Origin of the sequence: Pseudomonas glycinae (genome assembly GCF_001594225.2) — a bacterium.
Lineage (GTDB): Bacteria > Pseudomonadota > Gammaproteobacteria > Pseudomonadales > Pseudomonadaceae > Aquipseudomonas > Aquipseudomonas glycinae.
In genome coordinates, this window is record NZ_CP014205.2 from 627,130 (window position 1) to 646,947 (window position 19,818).

A 19,818-nucleotide genomic window follows, 5' to 3' on the forward strand; every position below is an offset into this window, starting at 1 on the left:
ATCGCGAGCAAGCTCGCTCCCACAGGGGAAGTGCAATCAAGCACTGTAATAACCGACCGCCACCAGCATGTTCCCGACCTTCTTCAGGTAGGCATGTTTGTTCTCGACCTTGCCGGTCACCGGGTTTTTCCAGCGGTACTCGTACTCGCCCTCATCCTGTTTGCCGATCAGCGCCAGAATCGGTTCGCCCACCGGTTTGCCTTCCGGGTCATCGACCTTGGCGAAATCGGTGTTGATCAACCGCAAATTGGTGCCGTGGGCGACATAGCGGTGGTTGTCGAGATTGACCACGAACACATACAGGTCGTCCTGCAAGTATCCGCCCTTGAGCGAGTTGATCGCGGACAGCGTGCCCTTCTCGTCTTTGGCCAGGTCGGTGGCCGCTTTGTCGAGCAACGCTTTCGCCTGCTCCGCCGACGCACGCGGCAAGTAATAACCCACCGCCAGAATCCGCTGACCGACGCGTTGATAGTAAACGTGCTTGCGCTCGACCTTGCCGTCGGACCAGTTCTGCCAGCGGTATTCGGCCTGCTGAATGCCGTTGCCTTCCGGCACTTTCAAGGCGTCCTTGAAGGACTTCTGCAAGTCCGGCCCGAGCACTTCGCTGACGTCGCGACCGATCAACGCCGATGACGGCCCACCACTGGCGAGCATCACGCCCTTGGTGTCGACCACGAACACGTAACGGTCCTTGTCGACGAATTCGCCCTGGCGGCTGAACGCCGCGAACGCCTTGTCGCCGTTGTCGTGGTAATAGGCCAGAGCCTTTTCCAGCAAGGCGATGGCGGCCTTGCTGTCGTCTTTTTCCGTGGTAGCCGCGTTGGCCTGACCGAAACTCAACAGCAGCACCGCGCCGAGCCAGGCCAGCTTGTGCACAAACCCCATGACGCATCCCTCGTTCTTGTTGGTGTTTCAAGAGCGTAGACGGCCTGAAGGCATGTATGGATATTCAGAAAGCTTCTGAATGTTGCTGTGGCGAGGCATTCGCTCCCTCGCCACACGAGAGGATCACGGACGGGCGTTGAGTTGCTGTTGCAGGTTCTGGATCTGCGCTTGCAGGGTGTTGATGTTGCGGGTCATCTGCGCTCGGAACGCATCGAACTCGGCGGTGTTGGTGCCGCCCTGAGCAGCGGCCGGACGGTTGTCCTGCTCGCTCTTGAGGATGACGATTTCCTGCTCCAGACGATCGATCGCAGGGTTCGACCCTCCTTGTTTCTTCAGGGCCGTGATGTCGGCACCGAGGCTCTTGAACTGGGCATCGAAGCCTTTGACCTGTGCATCCAAGCCCTTGAGCTGGGCGTCGAGCTTGCTGGTGTCGGCCGGCGTGCTCTTCAGGGTCGCCAGTTCAGCGCTCAGGGTTTTGACCTGGGCCTGCAACTGGGTATTGGCAGTCTGGAGTTCAGTGGTCTGGGCGGTCATCTGCGCCAGGCGCTTGTCCAGATCCGTCGCCTGCCCGGCCACGCCCTGCTGCTGTTTGCTCTGATCCTGAAGCGCGCTTTGCAGCTGTTTGATCTGCAACTTCAACGCTTCGCTGTCGGTGGTGACGTTGGTCTGGCTGGCCACGACCTTGCCGGAAATGTCCTGCAAACGCCCCGCCGCTTCCTCACTGATGCGCGCGAAACTTTCCTGGGTCGCCACCAGTTGCTGCTCCATCAGTGAAATCTGCTGGAAGCTCCACCAGGCCAGACCGATGAAGGCGAAGAACAATGCGCCAACCAGTGCCCACAACGGGCCGGTGCTGGCGGCCTTGACCTTGACCACCGGCGGCGTGCGTGAATGCACGGAGGTGCGGGCGGTGACCGGAAAATCGTCGTCATCGAGGGTATCGGCGCGCAGGCTCGGTACATCGTCGAAATCGTCGTGGGCATCGTTACGCATGGACATCGAGGCAACCTTTGTGAAACGCGGTGATGGCAGATTGGCGCGAAGTATAAACCCCGCGGCCGCTGGGGTTGACCCTCAACCCGTGGCGCGGTTCAGTGCCGGCCGGCAGATTCGTATCAACGAATGTCCTGAGCCTTCCACCAGCCACAGAACTCATCGAGGGCCGTCCACAGACTGACTTTCGGATCGTAGTCCAGATAATGCCGTGCGCGACTGATGTCGAGGGTGAAATTTTTGTTCATCACCTGCATGCCCAGGCGCGACAGGGTCGGCTCGGGACGCCCGGGCCAGAGCTTGCACACCCCTTCGTTGAGCGCCGCCACGCTGTAAGCCAGACCGTAGGAACGGTACTTGGTGACCTGTGGGACTTCCATCTTGCGCATCACGTAATTGACCACATCCCACAGCGGCACCGGGGCGCCGTTGCTGATGTTGTAGGCCTTGCCCAGCGCCGAAGCGTCGGCCAGCAGACTGCTGAGCAACGCTTCGTTGAGGTTGTGCACGCTGGTGAAATCGACCTTGTTCAGACCGTTGCCGATGATCGCCAGACGGCCCTTGCGCTGCATCTTCAGCAGGCGCGGAAAGATGCTCATGTCGCCGGCGCCGGTGACGAAGCGCGGGCGCAGGGCCAGGGTTTCGAGGCCGAATTCCTGGGCGCCGAAGACCTTTTGCTCAGCCAGGTATTTGGTCGCGGCGTAGTGATGTTTGAAGCGCTTGGGCACTTGCTCTTCGGTCAGGCCGAGGTGGTCGCGACCGTCAAAGTAGATCGAGGGCGACGACAGATGCACCAGTCGCCGAACCCGTTGTTTCAGGCAGGCCTCGACCACGTTTTCGGTGACTTGCACATTGCCCTGATGGAAGTCCTGATAACGGCCCCACAAGCCGACCGCGCCGGCGCAATGCACCACGGCTTCGACATCGCTGCACAGCGCACGCACCAGATCCGGGTCGCTCAAATCGCCCTGAACGAACTCGGCACCACGACGCACCAGATGCTCGACACCCTCGGCCCGGCGACCGTTGACCCGCACGTCCAGGCCCTGCTCCAGGGCGAAACGCGCAAAGCGTCCGCCAATGAAGCCGCTTGCGCCGGTGACCAGAATTTTCATGTAGAGCTCCAACAAAACCAGCTGCAAGCTTCAAGCTTCGAGCTGCAAGGTAAAAACAGTACGCAAGCGCTTTACTTGCCGCTTGCAGCTTGACGCTCACAGCTGCGTTCAGGCCACCAGCCATTGCGCCGACGAGCGCACCAATTGTTCGGTCAACAGCCCGAGCAACTGACCGCCATTGCGCCAATGATGCCAGTACAAGGGCACGTCGATCGGTTTATCTGGCAACAGTTCGCGCAACACGCCGCGCTCCAGTTGCTCGCGCACCTGTAATTCCGGCACCAGTCCCCAGCCGAGCCCGGCTTCGGTCAGGCGAATAAAACCTTCGGACGACGGGCAAAGGTGATGTTCGAAACCGCCATCGACGCCGAGGGACGCGAGGTATCGATGCTGGAGAAAATCGTCCGGGCCGAAGACCAATGCGGGGGTGCGCGGCAATTGTTCGGCCCGCACGCCGTCGGGGAAATGCCGCTCGATGAACGCCGGGCTGGCCAGCGCCCGATAGCGCATCGCCCCGAGCAACACGCTACGTGCCCCCGCCACCGGCCGCTCACTGGCGCACAGGCAACCGGCCACTTCACCGGCGCGCATGCGTTTGAGGCCGACGGTCTGGTCTTCGACGATCAGATCGAGCAATAGATGTTGTTCGGCGCAGAAGTCGCCCACCGCCTCGGCCCACCAGGTGGCAAGGCTGTCGGCATTCAGCGCGATGCGCAGACGCTCCGGCAGACCTTCTTCGTCCAGCGCCGGCACCAGCGTCTGCAAATCTCGCTCAAGCAGACGCACCTGCTGCACATGGTTGAGCAGGCGCCGGCCGATCTCGGTCGGCGACGGCGGTGTGCCGCGCACCAAAACCGGCTGGCCGACCCGCGCTTCCAGCAGTTTGATCCGCTGGGAAATCGCCGATTGCGAAAGGCCCAGCACCTGCGCCGCCCGTTCGAATCCGGCCTGCTCGACCACGGCGGCCAGAGCGGAAAGCAATTTGTAGTCGAACATCAGTTTTCCTAATGAGCGATCAGCACTATTGGTTTTTCTTATACAGCGTCAACCGGGAGAATAGCCAGCAAGCACTCTTTATCAAGGACCATCCCCATGGCTGGCGAAACCTCGTTGACCACCCTGCTGCGCAGCATGAGCCCGCAGCTCAATGCAGGCGAATACGTGTTCTGCACCTTGTCCGACGGCGAGTTGCCGAGCGGCCTGGAAGTTGTAGGCAGTTTCCGTGAACAGGAAGGCCTGACGGTGATCCTGGAACGTTCTCACGCCGAGCGCGCCGGCTTCAGCTTCGACTATGTCGCAGCCTGGATCACGTTGAACGTGCATTCAGCGCTGCAAGCCGTCGGCCTGACCGCCGCTTTCGCCAGTGCACTTGGCAAGGCCGGCATCAGCTGCAACGTGATCGCCGGTTATTACCACGACCATTTGTTCGTCGGTCAGGCGGACGCCGAACGCGCCATGCAAGTGCTGCGCGACCTCGCAGCCAACGCGGAGTAACCGTCATGTGGCAAAGCTATACCAACGGTTTGCTGGTGGCGTTCGGGCTGATCATGGCGATCGGTACGCAGAACGCTTTTGTCCTGGCCCAGAGCCTGCGGCGTGAACATCACCTGCCGGTCGCTGCACTGTGCGTCGCCTGCGATGCGTTGCTGGTAGCGGCAGGTGTTTTCGGTCTGGCCACGGTGCTGGCGCAGAACCCGACCTTGCTGGCGGTTGCCCGCTGGGGCGGCGCGGTGTTCCTGATCTGGTACGGCAGCCAGGCGCTGCGCCGGGCCTGTTCGAAACAGAGCCTGCAACAGGGTGAAAACCAGACCGTGCGCTCACTGCGGGCGGTGATGCTCAGTGCACTGGCGGTGACGCTGCTCAACCCGCACGTCTATCTCGACACCGTTTTGCTGATCGGCTCCCTCGGTGCGCAGCAGTCGGTGCCCGGCGCTTATGTCGTGGGCGCGGCGAGCGCTTCGCTGCTGTGGTTCTTCACCCTGGCGTTCGGCGCGGCATGGCTCGCCCCTTGGCTGGCACGGCCGAGTACCTGGCGGATTCTGGATCTGTTGGTGGCGGTGATGATGTTCACGGTAGCGGGTCAGCTCATTCTGGCTTCGTGATTATTCCAAACAGCTCTGGAACCTCTATCCCACACAGTTGTTGCGTGGTTAAGCCGCACCCCCGGTGCTATGATCCGAACCCTGCGCCGCAAAGAGTAAAAACTCGCCGGTGCATTTCTGGCCGCCCGTGATCGGCCTTGCGCTCACCGCAACAGACCTGATTAGGAGAATCATCATGGCTTTCGAATTGCCGCCGCTGCCTTACGCACACGATGCCCTGCAGCCGCACATTTCCAAGGAAACCCTGGAATTCCACCACGACAAGCACCACAACACCTATGTCGTGAACCTGAACAACCTGGTGCCAGGCACCGAGTTCGAAGGCAAGACCCTGGAAGAAATCGTCAAGACTTCCTCGGGCGGCATCTTCAACAACGCCGCTCAGGTCTGGAACCACACCTTCTACTGGAACTGCCTGGCGCCAAACGCCGGCGGTCAACCAACCGGCGCACTGGCTGAAGCCATCAACGCGGCTTTCGGTTCGTTCGACAAGTTCAAGGAAGAGTTCAGCAAAACCTCGATCGGCACCTTCGGTTCCGGCTGGGGCTGGCTGGTGAAAAAGGCTGACGGTTCCCTGGCGCTGGCCAGCACCATCGGCGCCGGCAACCCGCTGACCAGCGGCGACACCCCGCTGCTGACCTGCGACGTCTGGGAACACGCTTACTACATCGACTACCGTAACCTGCGTCCAAAATACGTCGAGGCGTTCTGGAACCTGGTCAACTGGAAGTTCGTGGCCGAGCAGTTCGAAGGCAAGACCTTCACCGCTTAAGCTGCACGCCAGACAAAAACCCGGCTATTGCCGGGTTTTTTTCTGCCCGCAGAAATCATCACGGGTGCGTCCCATCACAGACAGGGCCTTTTCCCACACGCAAAGCAGCCCTTCTCGCCTTGCTCCCAAGCCACGGCGAACTACCATCAAAAGAGGAAAAATTGTCCGACACCCCTCAAGTTGGAGGCCAAAACTACCGACACAGTACAACCAGGGCAAAGACTCCAGACAGCAGCATTTCGGCCAAGGCCACGGACAATTATTCTGCGGCTCGATTGTCCCTTTGACTGCCAACACGGGATTGCCAATACTCATGGCAACTTGACGCTACCCGCACGGAACAAGGAATAACCCTTTGAAGCTGGAACTCAAGAACAGCTTGTCGGTGAAGTTGCTCCGGGTCGTGCTCCTGTCGGCATTGATCGTCGGCGTGGTCTTGAGCTGCGCGCAGATCGTGTTCGATGCCTATAAAACACGCCAGGCCGTCGCCGGTGATGCCGAACGCATCCTCGACATGTTCCGCGATCCCTCCACCCAGGCCGTCTACAGCCTGGACCGGGAGATGGGCATGCAGGTGATCGAAGGCCTGTTCCAGGATGACGCCGTGCGCCAGGCCTCCATCGGTCATCCCAACGAAGCCATGCTCGCGCAAAAATCCCGTGAGCTGCAGCAATCCAACAGCCGCTGGCTGACCGACCTGATCCTCGGCCAGGAGCGCACGTTCACCACCCAACTGGTGGGACGCGGGCCCTACAGCGAGTATTACGGCGATCTGAGCATCACCCTCGACACGGCCACCTACGGTCAGGGCTTCATCGTCAGTTCGGTGATCATCTTCATTTCCGGCGTGTTGCGCGCCCTGGCCATGGGCCTGGTGCTGTACCTGGTCTATCACTGGCTGCTGACCAAACCGCTGTCGCGGATCATCGAACACCTCACCGAGATCAACCCCGACCGCCCCAGCGAACACAAGATTCCGCAACTCAAGGGCCACGAGAAAAACGAACTGGGGATCTGGATCAACACCGCCAACCAGTTGCTCGAATCCATCGAACGCAATACCCACCTGCGCCACGAAGCGGAAAACAGCCTGCTGCGCATGGCCCAGTACGATTTCCTCACCGGCCTGCCGAACCGTCAGCAATTGCAGCAGCAACTGGACAAGATTCTGGTGGATGCCGGCAAGCTGCAACGCAGGGTCGCCGTGCTTTGCGTAGGTCTGGACGACTTCAAAGGCATCAACGAACAATTCAGCTACCAGACCGGCGACCAATTGCTGCTGGCACTCGCCGACCGCCTGCGCGCCCACAGCGGTCGCCTCGGCGCCCTCGCCCGTCTCGGCGGCGACCAGTTCGCCCTGGTGCAGGCCGATATCGAGCAACCCTACGAAGCGGCGGAACTGGCGCAAAGTATCCTTGATGACCTGGAAGCGCCGTTCGCCCTTGATCATCAAGAGATTCGCCTGCGCGCGACCATCGGCATCACCCTGTTCCCGGAGGACGGCGACAGCACCGAGAAGCTGTTGCAGAAAGCCGAGCAGACCATGACCCTGGCCAAGACCCGGTCGCGCAACCGCTATCAGTTCTACATCGCCAGCGTCGACAGCGAGATGCGCCGCCGTCGCGAACTGGAAAAAGACCTGCGCGATGCGCTGTTGCGCGATCAGTTCTACCTCGTCTATCAGCCGCAGATCAGCTACCGCGATCATCGCGTGGTCGGGGTCGAAGCCCTGATCCGCTGGCAGCATCCAGAACACGGTCTGGTGCCGCCAGACCTGTTCATACCCCTGGCCGAGCAGAACGGCACCATCATCGCCATCGGCGAATGGGTGCTGGATCAGGCCTGCAAGCAACTGCGCGACTGGCACGATCAGGGTTTTGTCGACCTGCGCATGGCGGTCAACCTGTCCACCGTGCAACTGCACCACGCCGAGCTGCCCCGCGTGGTCAACAACCTGTTGCAGATGTACCGCCTGCCACCGCGCAGCCTGGAGCTGGAAGTCACCGAAACCGGCCTGATGGAAGACATCAGCACCGCCGCCCAGCACCTGCTGAGCCTGCGCCGCTCCGGCGCCTTGATCGCTATCGACGACTTCGGCACCGGCTATTCGTCGCTGAGTTATCTCAAGAGCCTGCCGCTGGACAAGATCAAGATCGACAAGAGCTTCGTCCAGGATCTGCTGGATGACGACGATGACGCGACCATCGTTCGCGCCATCATTCAACTGGGCAAAAGCCTGGGCATGCAGGTGATCGCCGAAGGGGTGGAAACCGCCGAACAGGAAACCTACATCATTTCCGAAGGCTGCCACGAAGGTCAGGGCTACCACTACAGCAAACCGCTGCCGGCACGCGAGTTGAGCATTTACCTCAAGCAGGCCCAGCGCAGCAACGCTGCCATCCTCTGAACCGGCCTGCCATGCCCGATACCACCCGCGGTCTGCCGGGCATGAACCTCGCGGTTGATTCAGCGCAACCCCCGCGCAAATAAGAAATATTTCCAGCTACAACCCTTTACACATAATGCGAAAGATTTGCATTATGTCGCAGCTTTTGCGCACCCCCGCGCCTGTCCACTCAATTACCGAAGCAGGATGTTCGCCATGATTCGTATGCCTCTGGCTACCGCCAGTCTGCTGGCCATCGCTATTTCCCTCGCCGGTTGCGGCGAAGGTAAAGACAAAGACAAGGCCGCCGCTCCTGCGCCGACCCCGGCTGCCAGCACCGCTGCACCGGCTGCGCCTGCTGCCGCCGGTAAAGTCGACGAGGCCGCCGGCAAAGCCGTTGTCTCGCACTATGCCGACATGGTCTTCGCCGTTTACAGCGATGCCGAATCCACCGCGAAAACCCTGCAAACCGCCATCGACGCATTCCTCGCCAAGCCGAACGCCGACACCCTGAAAGCCGCCAAGGCTGCCTGGGTCGCCGCCCGCGTTCCTTACCTGCAGAGCGAAGTGTTCCGCTTCGGCAACACCATCATCGACGACTGGGAAGGTCAGGTGAACGCCTGGCCTCTGGACGAAGGCCTGATCGACTACGTCGACAAGTCCTACGAACACGCACTGGGCAATCCAGGCGCCACCGCCAACATCATCGCCAACACCGAAGTACAGGTCGGCGAAGACAAGGTCGACGTCAAGGACATCACCCCGGAAAAACTCGCCAGCCTGAACGAGCTGGGCGGTTCCGAAGCCAACGTTGCCACCGGCTACCATGCCATCGAATTCCTGCTCTGGGGCCAGGATCTGAACGGCACCGGCCCGGGCGCCGGCAACCGTCCGGCTTCGGACTATCTGGAAGGCAAAGGCGCCACTGGCGGTCACAACGATCGTCGTCGTGCCTACCTGAAAGCCGTGACCCAGCTGCTGGTCAGCGATCTGGAAGAAATGGTCGCCAACTGGAAGCCGAACGTGGCTGACAACTACCGCGCCACCCTGGAAGCCGAACCGGCTGAAAGCGGCCTGCGCAAAATGCTGTTCGGCATGGGCAGCCTGTCCCTGGGCGAACTGGCCGGCGAGCGCATGAAGGTGTCCCTGGAAGCGAACTCCCCGGAAGACGAACAGGATTGCTTCAGCGACAACACCCACAACTCGCACTTCTACGATGCCAAGGGCATTCGTAACGTGTACCTGGGCGAGTACACCCGCGTCGACGGCACCAAAATGACCGGCGCCAGCCTGTCGTCGCTGGTGGCCAAGGTCGACCCGGCTGCCGACACCGCGCTGAAAGCCGATCTGGCCGCCACCGAAGCCAAGATCCAGGTCATGGTCGATCACGCCAACAAGGGTGAGCACTACGACCAGTTGATCGCAGCCGGCAACACGGCTGGTAACCAGATCGTGCGCGATGCAATCGCTTCGCTGGTCAAGCAGACCGGTTCGATCGAAGCCGCAGCCGGCAAGCTCGGCATCAGCGACCTGAACCCGGACAACGCCGATCACGAGTTCTGATCACAGCGTCCGCGTTAAAAAAGGCGACCTTCGGGTCGCCTTTTTTCGCTGATCGTTCCCACGCTCTGCGTGGGAACGCAGCCCGGGACGCTCTGCGTCCCAAATCAAAAGCCGAACGCAGAGCGTCCGTTGAGGCATTCCCACGCAGAGCGTGGGAACGATCAAAGTTTGTGAAACCCCTGCCCTGCATCAAGCAAACGATAATTCCTCTTATTCAATCTCCCTCGCCCTGTTAGACTTTGCGCCTTTAAATTCGCCCCTCTTGCAGGAAGTCTGATGCCCTCGCTGCCTCTTCGCTTGTCCGCACTGTTTCTGGCCCTGGGCCTGAGTGCCTGCGATGACGCCCCGCGTTTCACCAAGGCCGAGCCGGGTGAGGCCCGTTCCGGCGGCGCGGCGACCGTGCGCAAGAGCGATCAGAACGCGTTTTCCCTGCCGTCGGCCAATCTGCCGCCTTCGCGGCGGGTGGACTTCAGTGTCGGCAACAGTTTCTTTCGCAGCCCGTGGGTGATCGCGCCTTCGACCACCACGGCACGCGATGGCCTCGGCCCGCTGTTCAACACCAACGCCTGCCAGAACTGCCACATCAAGGACGGCCGCGGTCATCCACCGACGCCGGATGCAGCCAACGCGGTGTCGATGCTGGTGCGTCTGTCGATTCCCGATGCGCCGCAGTACGCCAAATTGATCGAGCAGGTCGGTGTGGTTCCCGAGCCGGTGTACGGCGGCCAGTTCCAGGACATGGCCGTTCCCGGCGTCGCGCCGGAAGGCAAGGTGCGGGTCGATTACACGCCGGTGCCGGTCCGCTTCAAGGACGGCACCGAGGTCGAACTACGCAAACCGGCCCTGCAGATCACTCAGCTCGGCTACGGCCCGATGCACCCGGACACACGTTTCTCGGCCCGTGTTGCCCCGCCGATGATCGGCCTGGGCCTGCTCGAAGCGATTCCCGAAGAAGCGATCCTCGCCAACGCCGCCGCACAGGCCAAAGAGAACAACGGCATCAACGGCCGGCCAAACCGGGTCTGGGATGACGCACAGCAAAAGACCGTGATGGGGCGATTTGGCTGGAAAGCCGGTCAACCGAACCTCAATCAACAAAATGTTCACGCGTTCTCGGGTGATATGGGCCTGACCACCAGCCTGAGACCGTTTGATGACTGCACCGACGCGCAAACCACCTGTAAACAGGCGCCGAACGGCAACAGCCCGGACGGCGAACCTGAAGTCAGCGACAACATCCTGCGCCTGGTGCTGTTCTACAGCCGCAACCTCGCCGTTCCCGCCCGCCGTGGGGTCAACGATGCGCAAGTGCTGGCCGGCAAGAATCTGTTTTTCCAGGCGGGCTGCCAGTCCTGTCACACGCCGAAATACACCACCGCCGCCAACGCCGCCGAACCTGAACTGGCCAATCAAGTGATTCGCCCGTACAGCGATCTGCTGCTCCATGACATGGGCGAAGGCCTGGCGGACAACCGTACTGAATTCCAGGCCTCCGGCCGCGACTGGCGCACCCCGCCGCTGTGGGGCATCGGCCTGACGCAGGCGGTCAGCGGCCACACCCAGCTTCTGCATGACGGCCGCGCCCGCAACCTGCTCGAAGCCGTGCTCTGGCACGGCGGCGAAGCGAAAGCGGCGCAGCAACAGGTTTTGTCTTTCAACGCCGAGCAGCGTGCCGCGCTGCTGGCGTTCTTGAACTCACTTTAAACACTTGAACGAATCGGGAGCCCGACATGTTCCGTCCCAAGCTGTTGTTCACCAGCCTTGCCGCACTGGCCCTCGGCGCGTGCTCGCCGCAGGATCCGCAAGCCGTCACCTCGGCGGCCATCGCCAAATCGGTGATCCTGCCGACCTACACCCGCTGGGTCGAAGCCGACAGGCAACTGGCCGTCAGTGCCCTCGCCTACTGCCAGGGCAAAGAGACCCTGGACACCGCCCGTGCCGACTTCCTGCATGCGCAGAAAGCCTGGGCCGAGCTGCAACCGTTGCTGATTGGCCCGCTGGCCGAGGGCAACCGTTCGTGGCAGGTGCAGTTCTGGCCGGACAAGAAAAACCTGGTCGGCCGTCAGGTCGAGCAACTGGTCACCGCGCAGCCGCAGATCGACGCCGCCGCCCTGGCCAAATCCAGCGTCGTGGTTCAGGGCCTGTCCGCCTACGAGTACATCCTGTTCGACGCCAAGCCTGACGTCGCCAACGACGCGCAGAAAGCCAAATACTGCCCACTGCTGGTGGCCATCGGCGAGCGTCAGAAACAACTGGCCGAAGAGATTCTCAGCAGCTGGAACAACACCGACGGCATGCTCGCGCAAATGAGCAAGTTCCCGAACCAGCGCTACGCCGACTCCCACGAAGCCATCGCCGATCTGCTGCGGGTACAGGTCACCGCCCTCGACACCCTGAAGAAAAAACTCGGCACGCCGATGGGCCGTCAGAGCAAAGGCGTGCCTCAGCCATTCCAGGCCGATGCATGGCGTAGCCAGTCGTCCATGGAGGCGCTGGAAGCCAGCCTCGCGGCGGCGAAAACTGTCTGGGAAGGGGTCGACAACAAAGGCCTGCGTGGCCTGCTGCCGGCTGAACAGAAGCCGCTGGCGGACAAGATCGATGCCGCCTACGCAGCGTCGCTCAAACTGTTCGACAGCACCCAGCGCTCGCTGACCGAAATGCTCAACGATGACGCTGGTCGCCAGCAACTCAACGACATTTACGACAGCCTCAACGTCGTCCATCGCCTGCATGAAGGCGAACTGGCCAAGGCGCTGGGCATCCAACTGGGCTTCAACGCCAACGACGGTGACTGATGAGGGCACGTGCCATGCTGCGACGCCAGGCTCTGACTTTAGGTAGTTTGCTGCTGGGAGCAGTGACACTGGGCGGCTGGACGCTGTCCAAACGCAAGGACCAAAGCCCGCTGCTGCTGTCGGCGCGGGACGACACCGACGGCAAGCACTACGCCGTCGGTTATCGGCTGGACGGCACCCGGGTGTTCGCCACTGAAGTCGGCCAGCGCTGCCACGACATCATTAATCACCCGACGCTGCCGATCGCGCTGTTCGTCGCCCGCCGGCCGGGCACCGAGAGCTACCTGATCGACCTGCGCAGCGGTGCATTGCTGCAAACCGTGACCTCGCAGCCGAACCGGCATTTCTACGGCCACGCGGTGATCCACCACAGCGGCGACTACCTGTATGCCACCGAAAACGACACCACCGATCCGGGCCGTGGTCTGCTCGGGGTGTACAAGTTCGAAGGCGAACGGCTGGTCCACAGCGGCGAGATTTCCACCCACGGTCTCGGCCCGCATCAGGTGTCGTGGATGCCCGACGGTGAAACCCTGGTGGTGGCCAATGGCGGGATCCGCACCGAGGCCGAAAGCCGGGTCGACATGAACCTCGACGCCATGGAACCAAGCCTGGTGCTGATGCAGCGCGATGGCACCCTGCTGAGCAAGGAAACCCTCGCCCAGCAGATGAACAGCGTGCGCCACCTGGGGATCGCCAGCGACGGCACCATCGTCGCCGGCCAGCAATTCATGGGGCCTTCCCACGAGCGCTCGGAGCTGCTGGCGATCAAACGTCCCGGCCAGCCGTTCGTGGCGTTCCCGGTGCCGGAGCATCAGTTGCAGTCGATGGGTCATTACACCGCCAGCGTCGCCGTGCACAGCGACCTGCGTCTGGTGGCACTGACCGCACCGCGCGGCAACCGCTTCTTCATCTGGGACCTGGACAGCGGCGAAGTCCGACTCGACGCCCCGTTGCCTGACTGCGCCGGCGTCGGTGCAGTGCAGGACGGTTTTGTCGTGACCTCCGGTCAGGGACGCTGCCGTTACTACGATTGCCGCCAGGATGAACTGCTGGCCAAACCGCTGGATTTGCCCGCAGGGCTCTGGGACAACCATCTTCATCTGATGGCCTGAAATTCGCCGTCGACCGCTCGGTCGGCGGCCCCGCTTTTTTGTATCGCCTCCTTTCATACCCTGTAAAAACTGGCAGTTGGAATCCCTGCCGGACTCGCGGTAATGTGCCCGCCTGTCTCGCCTGATTTTCTCCAAGGAACTGGAAATATGCTGCGTCGCCGCATGCTGATCATGTTGGGTGTTGTACTGCTGATCGTTCTGCTTCTCGCCGGTTACAAGGCCTTCTCGATCTATACGATGATCCAGGGCTTTTCCAAACCGAAGCCGCCGATCAGCGTCGCCGTGGCCACCGCCGTCGAGCGCCCGTGGCAGATGCGCCTGCCCACCGTCGGCACGCTGAAAGCGCTGCAAGGCGTCGACCTGAGTCTGGAGAACGCCGGCACCGTCACCGAGCTGAAATTCGAATCGGGGCAGAAGGTCAAGGCCGGCCAACCCTTGCTGCAACTGGACAGCGCCGTCGAAGCCGCCTTCCTCGAAACCGCCAAGGCCGATCTCGGCCTCGCGCAGCTGGATTACGGTCGCGGCAGCCAACTGGTCGGCAGCAGCGCCATCTCCAAAGGCGAATTCGACCGGCTCTCGGCGCAGCTGCAAAAGAACAAGGCCACGGTCAATCAACTCAATGCGGCGCTGGCCAAAAAACGCATCGTCGCGCCCTTCAGCGGCACCATCGGCATCCGCCTCGTCGACATCGGCGACTACCTCGCCAGCGGCACCAAGATCGCCACCCTGCAAGATCTGAGCAGCCTATACGCCGACTTCTACGTACCCGAACAGTCGGTGCCGAAACTGGCCATCGGGCAACCGGTACAGATTACGGTCGCGGCGTATCCCGGCCAGAACTTCACCGGTGCCATCAGCGCGATCAACCCGATCGTCGAGAGCACCACCCGCAACATTCTGGTTCGCGCCACCCTGGCCAACCCCGACGGCAAGTTGCTGCCGGGGATGTTCACCAGCGTCGAAGTGCTGCTGCCGGATCCGCAAAAACACATCGTGGTCCCGGAAAGCGCGATCACCTACACCCTCTACGGCAACTCGACGTACGTGGTCACCCAGAAGAAAGCCGAAGACGGCACCGTCGAGAAAGACGACAAGGGCCAACCGGTGCTGATCGCCGAGCGTCGGTTCGTCGAGACCGGCGAACGCCGCGATGGCCAGGTGATGATCAACAAGGGCGTGCAGAGCGGCGAACAGGTGGTGACGGCCGGCCAGATCAAACTGGACAACGGCGCCCACATTGCCATCAGCGACGACAAGACCCTCGGCGAGCAGAACAGTCCGCCCCGCGCCGACTGATCAAGGAAACCCCATGGCTTTTACCGATCCGTTCATCCGCCGCCCGGTGCTCGCCACCGTGGTCAGCCTGCTGATTGTGCTGTTGGGCTTCCAGGCCTGGAGCAAGCTGCCGCTGCGCCAATACCCGCAAATGGAAAACGCCCTGATCACGGTGACCACCGCGTACCCCGGGGCCAACGCCGAAACCATTCAGGGCTACATCACCCAGCCGATGCAGCAAAGCCTGGCCAGCGCCGAGGGCATCGACTACATGACCTCGGTCAGTCGCCAGAACTTCTCGGTGATTTCGATCTACGCGCGCATCGGCTCCAACAGCGACCGCCTGTTCACCGAACTGCTGGCCAAGGCCAACGAGGTGAAGAACAAACTGCCTCAGGATGCCGAAGACCCGGTACTGAGCAAAGAAGCCGCCGATGCCTCGGCGCTGATGTACATCAGCTTCTTCAGCAAGGAGCTGAACAACCCGCAGATCACCGACTACCTGTCGCGAGTGATACAGCCGAAGCTGGCAACCCTGCCGGGTATGGCCGAGGCAGAGATTCTCGGCAACCAGGTGTTCGCCATGCGCCTGTGGATCGATCCGGTGAAACTCGCCGGGTTCGGCCTCAGCGCCAGTGACGTGACCAACGCGGTGCGCCAGTACAACTTCCTCTCCGCCGCCGGTGAGGTGAAAGGTGAGTACGTGGTCACCAGCATCAACGCCAACACCGAACTGAAGTCCGCCGAAGCCTTCGGCAAGATCCCGCTCAAGGTGAGCGGTGACAGCCGGGTGCTGCTCAGCGATGTGGCGCGGGTCGAGATGGGCGCGGAAAACTACAACTCGATCAGTTCGTTCGGCGGTACGCCCTCGGTGTACATCGGGATCAAGGCCACACCCGGTGCCAACCCGCTGGACGTTATCAAGGAAGTACGCAAGATCATGCCGGAGCTGGAAGCCCAGCTGCCGCCCAACCTCAAGAGCGAAATCGCCTACGACGCCACGCTGTTCATCCAGGCCTCCATCGACGAAGTGGTGAAAACCCTGTTCGAGGCGGTGCTGATCGTGATCGTGGTGGTGTTCCTGTTCCTCGGTGCCCTGCGTTCGGTAGTGATTCCGGTGGTGACCATTCCGCTGTCGATGATCGGCGTGATGTTCTTCATGCAGATGATGGGCTACTCGATCAACCTGCTGACGCTGTTGGCGATGGTGCTGGCCATCGGGCTGGTGGTGGACGACGCGATTGTGGTGGTGGAAAACATCCACCGGCACATCGAGGAAGGCAAGACACCGCTGGAGGCCGCGCTCGAAGGCGCCCGGGAAATCGCCATGCCGGTGGTGTCTATGACCATCACCCTGGCAGCGGTGTACGCACCGATCGGCTTCCTGACCGGGCTGACCGGGGCGCTGTTCAAGGAGTTTGCGTTGACCCTGGCCGGGGCGGTGGTGATCTCCGGCGTCGTCGCCCTGACCCTGTCGCCGATGATGTGCGCCATGCTGCTGCGCCATGACGAAAACCCCACGGGCCTGGCCCACCGCCTCGACCGGATTTTCGACAGTCTCAAGCGGCGTTATCAAACCATGCTGCACGGCACGCTCAATACCCGGCCGGTGGTGCTGGTGTTTGCGGTGATCGTGTTGTGCCTGATTCCGGTGCTGCTCAAGTTCACCAAGTCGGAACTGGCACCGGACGAGGATCAGGGCATCATCTTCATGATGGCCAACGCGCCGCAACCGACCAACCTCGATTACCTGAACACCTACACCGACGAGTTCATCAAGATCTTCAAGGAGTTCCCGGAGTACTACTCATCGTTCCAGATCAACGGCTACAACGGCGTCCAGAGCGGCATCGGCGGTTTCCTGCTCAAGCCGTGGAACGAGCGCAGCCGCACGCAAATGGAAATCCTCCCCGAGGTGCAGGGCAGACTCGAGGGCATTCCGGGCCTGCAGATTTTCGGTTTCAACCTGCCATCCCTGCCTGGCACCGGTGAAGGCCTGCCGTTCGAATTCGTGATCAACACCGCCAACGACTACGAGCTGTTGCTGCAAGTGGCCGACCGGATCAAGAAGCGCGCCATGGAGTCGGGCAAGTTCGCCTTCGTCGACCTTGACCTGGCCTTCGACAAACCCGAAGTGGTGGTCGACATCGACCGCGCCAAGGCGGCGCAGATGGGCGTATCGATGCAGGATCTGGGCGGTACGCTGGCGACTTTGCTGGGCGAGGCGGAAATCAACCGGTTCACCATCGAAGGCCGCAGCTACAAGGTCATCGCCCAGGTCGAACGGGCCTACCGCGATAACCCGGACTGGCTGAACAATTACTACGTGAAAAACACCCAGGGCGAACTGCTGCCGCTGTCGACCCTGATCACCGTGACCGACCGCGCACGACCGCGACAGCTCAACCAGTTCCAGCAACTCAACGCGGCCAAGCTGTCCGGGTTCCCGCTGGTGAGCATGGGGGAAGCCATCGACAGCGTGTTGCAGATCGCCCGGGAAGAAGCCCCGGCCGGCTTTGCCTTCGATTACGGCGGCGCTTCCCGGCAGTACGTCCAGGAGGGCAGCGCGCTGTGGGTGACTTTCGCCTTGGCCCTGGCGATCATTTTCCTGGTGCTGGCGGCGCAGTTCGAAAGCTTCCGCGATCCATTGGTGATTCTGGTGACCGTGCCGCTGTCGATCTGCGGGGCGCTGATTCCGCTGTTCCTGGGCTGGTCGAGCATGAACATCTACACTCAGGTCGGGCTGGTGACACTGATCGGGCTGATCAGCAAACACGGGATCCTGATCGTCGAGTTCGCCAACCAGTTGCGCAAGGAGAAGGGCCTCACGCCTCGGGAGGCGGTGGAGGAAGCGGCGGCGATTCGTCTGCGCCCGGTGTTGATGACCACGGCGGCGATGGTGTTCGGCATGGTGCCGTTGATCGTGGCTACCGGCGCCGGTGCGGTCAGCCGCTTCGACATCGGGACGGTGATTGCCACGGGGATGTCGATCGGGACACTGTTTACGCTGTTTGTCCTACCGTGCGTTTATACCGTGCTGGCGAAACCCGATCCCAAGGCATGACGCAGTAACACGAGCCATGACGCAATAAAAAAGGCCTCGCATTGGCGAGGCCTTTGGCTCTTGTCGAACGATTCAACTCTGCGGCCTCATCCCTTGAGAAAGTCCGAACATGAACAGCAACAGATCATGGTCCGGCTGAGTCGCCACGGCGGCTTTTGCCACCCGTGGCATTGGGCAATGCGGGTCGCTGGCTGATGCGCCAATGACCTGCATGCGTGGCTGTTCCCAGGCCGCCACCGCCAATGATGCAACTGCCAAGGCTCCTACCAGAAACAAACCTCGTGCAATTTCTAGTTTCATCGCTATAAACCTTTGATAGCGCTGCCAAACGCCGTCTCATAAAAGTAGACGAGTTTTTTCCAGTCGGTAGCGCTGAACGACGAGTGGCGGCGCAATTGCTTCATGTCATGGGCGGCCGCGCGATGAGCGGTCAGACGCTGACGGCATTTTTCCAGATCGATCAAAGCGACTTCGACCTTGGCCGATTCACCTTCGCCGGTCACGCTGACAAAGACGTGCTTGATGTAGATGCAACTGTGCTGCCAGCGACCTTTGTGCATGCGCGCCAAGTTTTCGGCGAGGTCCTTGAGCACGCGTTCATAGACGGCTTCGCCATATTGCTCACGACCGCCGGCGGCCTCCCATTGCTCAAGCTCCTGAAAGCCATCGAGGGATTTGGTCACCAACAGCGCCCGCCACTTGTGCTGAGGATCGGGTTGAGCACCGCAAAAGACGATTTCCGGCACCCGGACCCCGAGACGGGAAACCCCGGTCAGCGCATCCAGTTCACGCAACACGGTCGGTCGCCCGAACGGATGCAGCCAGCTGCGATAAATATGTCCTGTCTGGCGTTTGGCATACAGCAGTTGACCATCGCGTCCCACCACCCGTTGCACACCACTTTCGCCACCACGACGCACGTTGGGTTCTTCCACCCACTCACCGCGCTGGTTCCAGTAGTAGTCGAAGCGGTCCTGGGGAGCGGCTTCCGTTTCTGCTGCAAATTGCACTGCCATCCTCTTACCTCTTGCGTAATACGTAAACTCGCCACATGGCATAGAGCGGAATGAAGTCCAGTTGTTCCTGGATGCGGAATCCCGCGTCTTCGAATTCCTTTTCAACTGTTGCGGCCGGTAACACAAACCGGTTCTGGTAACCCTCCTGCCCACGCTTGCGCTCGGCGCGCTTGCGTTTCCAGGCCTTGAAATTGCCATCGACCCAGAGCGAAATGATCACGCTGTCGCGGGTGACGCGCTCGAACTCGCGCAGAATCGCCCGGCGGTGCTCGGCTTCACCGATGTGATGCAGCAGTCGCATGCAGAAAATGCTGTCGACGGCGTTATCAGGCAAGGCAATGTCGAACGCAGAGGTGTGCAAGGGTTGTACCCGTTTCACCACATCCGCCGGTTGCGCCTGCATGGCGGTCTTGATCATCGACTCGGAGTTGTCCGCCCCAATGATCACCCGGTTGGGTTTTTCCGCCAGCAATGGCCAGAAACGTCCTGCACCGCACGGCAGGTCCAGCACCAGCCCCGGCTCGCCGACAAGGGTCAACGCCTTGCGGGCCAACTGCTGATCCCGCCAGTTGGACAAACGACGCCCCAGACCGTCCTGATGCTTGCGCAAATATTTCTGCGCATGGTTGTCGTCGTACTTTTCGGAAAAATCGAGCTTGATCGGGCCGGCCATCACCAGAACTCCTGAATTACTGATAGCGCCACCTTAAGCAGCGGCGTGTCAGTGTCAGGTCATC

The 19,818-nt window shown here is 61.3% G+C and carries 17 protein-coding genes; 10 read left to right on the plus strand and 7 right to left on the minus strand.

Translation table 11 applies throughout. The annotated features are described in order from the left end of the window. Window positions 1-36: 36 nt before the first annotated feature. The 4 genes from AWU82_RS02860 to AWU82_RS02875 form a co-directional block, all read right to left on the minus strand. The gene (locus tag AWU82_RS02860; protein ID WP_064383806.1) at window positions 37-885 is read right to left on the minus strand and encodes a cache domain-containing protein; all 849 of its coding nucleotides are present in this window, start codon (window positions 883-885) and stop codon (window positions 37-39) included. Between the two features lie 123 nt (window positions 886-1,008). Continuing rightward, on the minus strand, window positions 1,009-1,884 hold the full coding sequence (locus tag AWU82_RS02865; protein ID WP_064383807.1) for a hypothetical protein: 876 nt from the start codon (window positions 1,882-1,884) through the stop codon (window positions 1,009-1,011). Window positions 1,885-2,000: 116 nt separating this feature from the next. Next, on the minus strand, window positions 2,001-2,993 hold the full coding sequence (locus AWU82_RS02870; RefSeq protein ID WP_064383808.1) for an NAD-dependent epimerase/dehydratase family protein: 993 nt from the start codon (window positions 2,991-2,993) through the stop codon (window positions 2,001-2,003). Between the two features lie 108 nt (window positions 2,994-3,101). Next, on the minus strand, window positions 3,102-3,989 hold the full coding sequence (locus tag AWU82_RS02875; RefSeq protein ID WP_064383809.1) for a LysR family transcriptional regulator ArgP: 888 nt from the start codon (window positions 3,987-3,989) through the stop codon (window positions 3,102-3,104). 96 nt (window positions 3,990-4,085) lie between these two features. Here AWU82_RS02875 and AWU82_RS02880 point away from each other — a divergent pair, with 96 nt between their 5' ends. From AWU82_RS02880 to AWU82_RS02925, 10 genes are all read left to right on the plus strand, one after another. Beyond that, window positions 4,086-4,487, plus strand: a complete 402-nt coding sequence (locus AWU82_RS02880) for an ACT domain-containing protein (RefSeq protein ID WP_064383810.1) — start codon at window positions 4,086-4,088, stop codon at window positions 4,485-4,487. Between the two features lie 5 nt (window positions 4,488-4,492). After that, window positions 4,493-5,095, plus strand: coding sequence for a LysE/ArgO family amino acid transporter (locus AWU82_RS02885; protein WP_011335710.1), 603 nt, complete (start codon window positions 4,493-4,495; stop codon window positions 5,093-5,095). A 175-nt stretch (window positions 5,096-5,270) separates the two neighbouring features. Further along, window positions 5,271-5,867 carry a superoxide dismutase gene (locus AWU82_RS02890; RefSeq protein ID WP_003227660.1) on the plus strand — a complete coding sequence of 199 codons (597 nt, stop codon included), beginning with the start codon at window positions 5,271-5,273 and terminating at the stop codon, window positions 5,865-5,867. Between the two features lie 355 nt (window positions 5,868-6,222). Next, window positions 6,223-8,274 (plus strand): putative bifunctional diguanylate cyclase/phosphodiesterase, encoded by a 2,052-nt coding sequence (locus tag AWU82_RS02895; RefSeq protein WP_064383811.1) that lies wholly within the window; start codon window positions 6,223-6,225, stop codon window positions 8,272-8,274. 195 nt (window positions 8,275-8,469) lie between these two features. Then, window positions 8,470-9,816 (plus strand): imelysin family protein, encoded by a 1,347-nt coding sequence (locus tag AWU82_RS02900; RefSeq protein WP_064383812.1) that lies wholly within the window; start codon window positions 8,470-8,472, stop codon window positions 9,814-9,816. A gap of 276 nt (window positions 9,817-10,092) precedes the next feature. Further along, window positions 10,093-11,520: a di-heme oxidoreductase family protein gene (locus AWU82_RS02905; protein ID WP_064383813.1), complete on the plus strand. Its 1,428-nt coding sequence runs from the start codon at window positions 10,093-10,095 to the stop codon at window positions 11,518-11,520. Window positions 11,521-11,546: 26 nt separating this feature from the next. Further along, a complete protein-coding gene (locus AWU82_RS02910; protein ID WP_064383814.1) occupies window positions 11,547-12,611 on the plus strand; it encodes an imelysin family protein in 1,065 nt (354 codons plus the stop codon). Window positions 12,612-12,625: 14 nt separating this feature from the next. Then, the gene (locus tag AWU82_RS02915) at window positions 12,626-13,726 is read left to right on the plus strand and encodes a DUF1513 domain-containing protein (protein ID WP_064383815.1); all 1,101 of its coding nucleotides are present in this window, start codon (window positions 12,626-12,628) and stop codon (window positions 13,724-13,726) included. Between the two features lie 147 nt (window positions 13,727-13,873). Then, window positions 13,874-15,022: an efflux RND transporter periplasmic adaptor subunit gene (locus tag AWU82_RS02920; protein WP_064383816.1), complete on the plus strand. Its 1,149-nt coding sequence runs from the start codon at window positions 13,874-13,876 to the stop codon at window positions 15,020-15,022. A gap of 13 nt (window positions 15,023-15,035) precedes the next feature. Beyond that, window positions 15,036-18,065 (plus strand): multidrug efflux RND transporter permease subunit, encoded by a 3,030-nt coding sequence (locus AWU82_RS02925; RefSeq protein ID WP_064383817.1) that lies wholly within the window; start codon window positions 15,036-15,038, stop codon window positions 18,063-18,065. A 72-nt stretch (window positions 18,066-18,137) separates the two neighbouring features. Here AWU82_RS02925 and AWU82_RS02930 read toward each other — a convergent pair whose 3' ends face one another. Genes AWU82_RS02930 through AWU82_RS02940 form a run of 3 tightly spaced genes read right to left on the minus strand, consistent with a single transcriptional unit; the run spans window position 18,138 to window position 19,754 of the window. Next, window positions 18,138-18,365: a hypothetical protein gene (locus AWU82_RS02930; protein ID WP_011335717.1), complete on the minus strand. Its 228-nt coding sequence runs from the start codon at window positions 18,363-18,365 to the stop codon at window positions 18,138-18,140. 2 nt (window positions 18,366-18,367) lie between these two features. Continuing rightward, window positions 18,368-19,081, minus strand: coding sequence for a lipopolysaccharide kinase InaA family protein (locus tag AWU82_RS02935; protein ID WP_064383818.1), 714 nt, complete (start codon window positions 19,079-19,081; stop codon window positions 18,368-18,370). A gap of 4 nt (window positions 19,082-19,085) precedes the next feature. Then, entirely contained in the window at window positions 19,086-19,754 is a 669-nt protein-coding gene (locus AWU82_RS02940; protein ID WP_064383819.1) for a class I SAM-dependent methyltransferase, read from the minus strand. Between the last annotated feature and the right edge of the window lie 64 nt (window positions 19,755-19,818).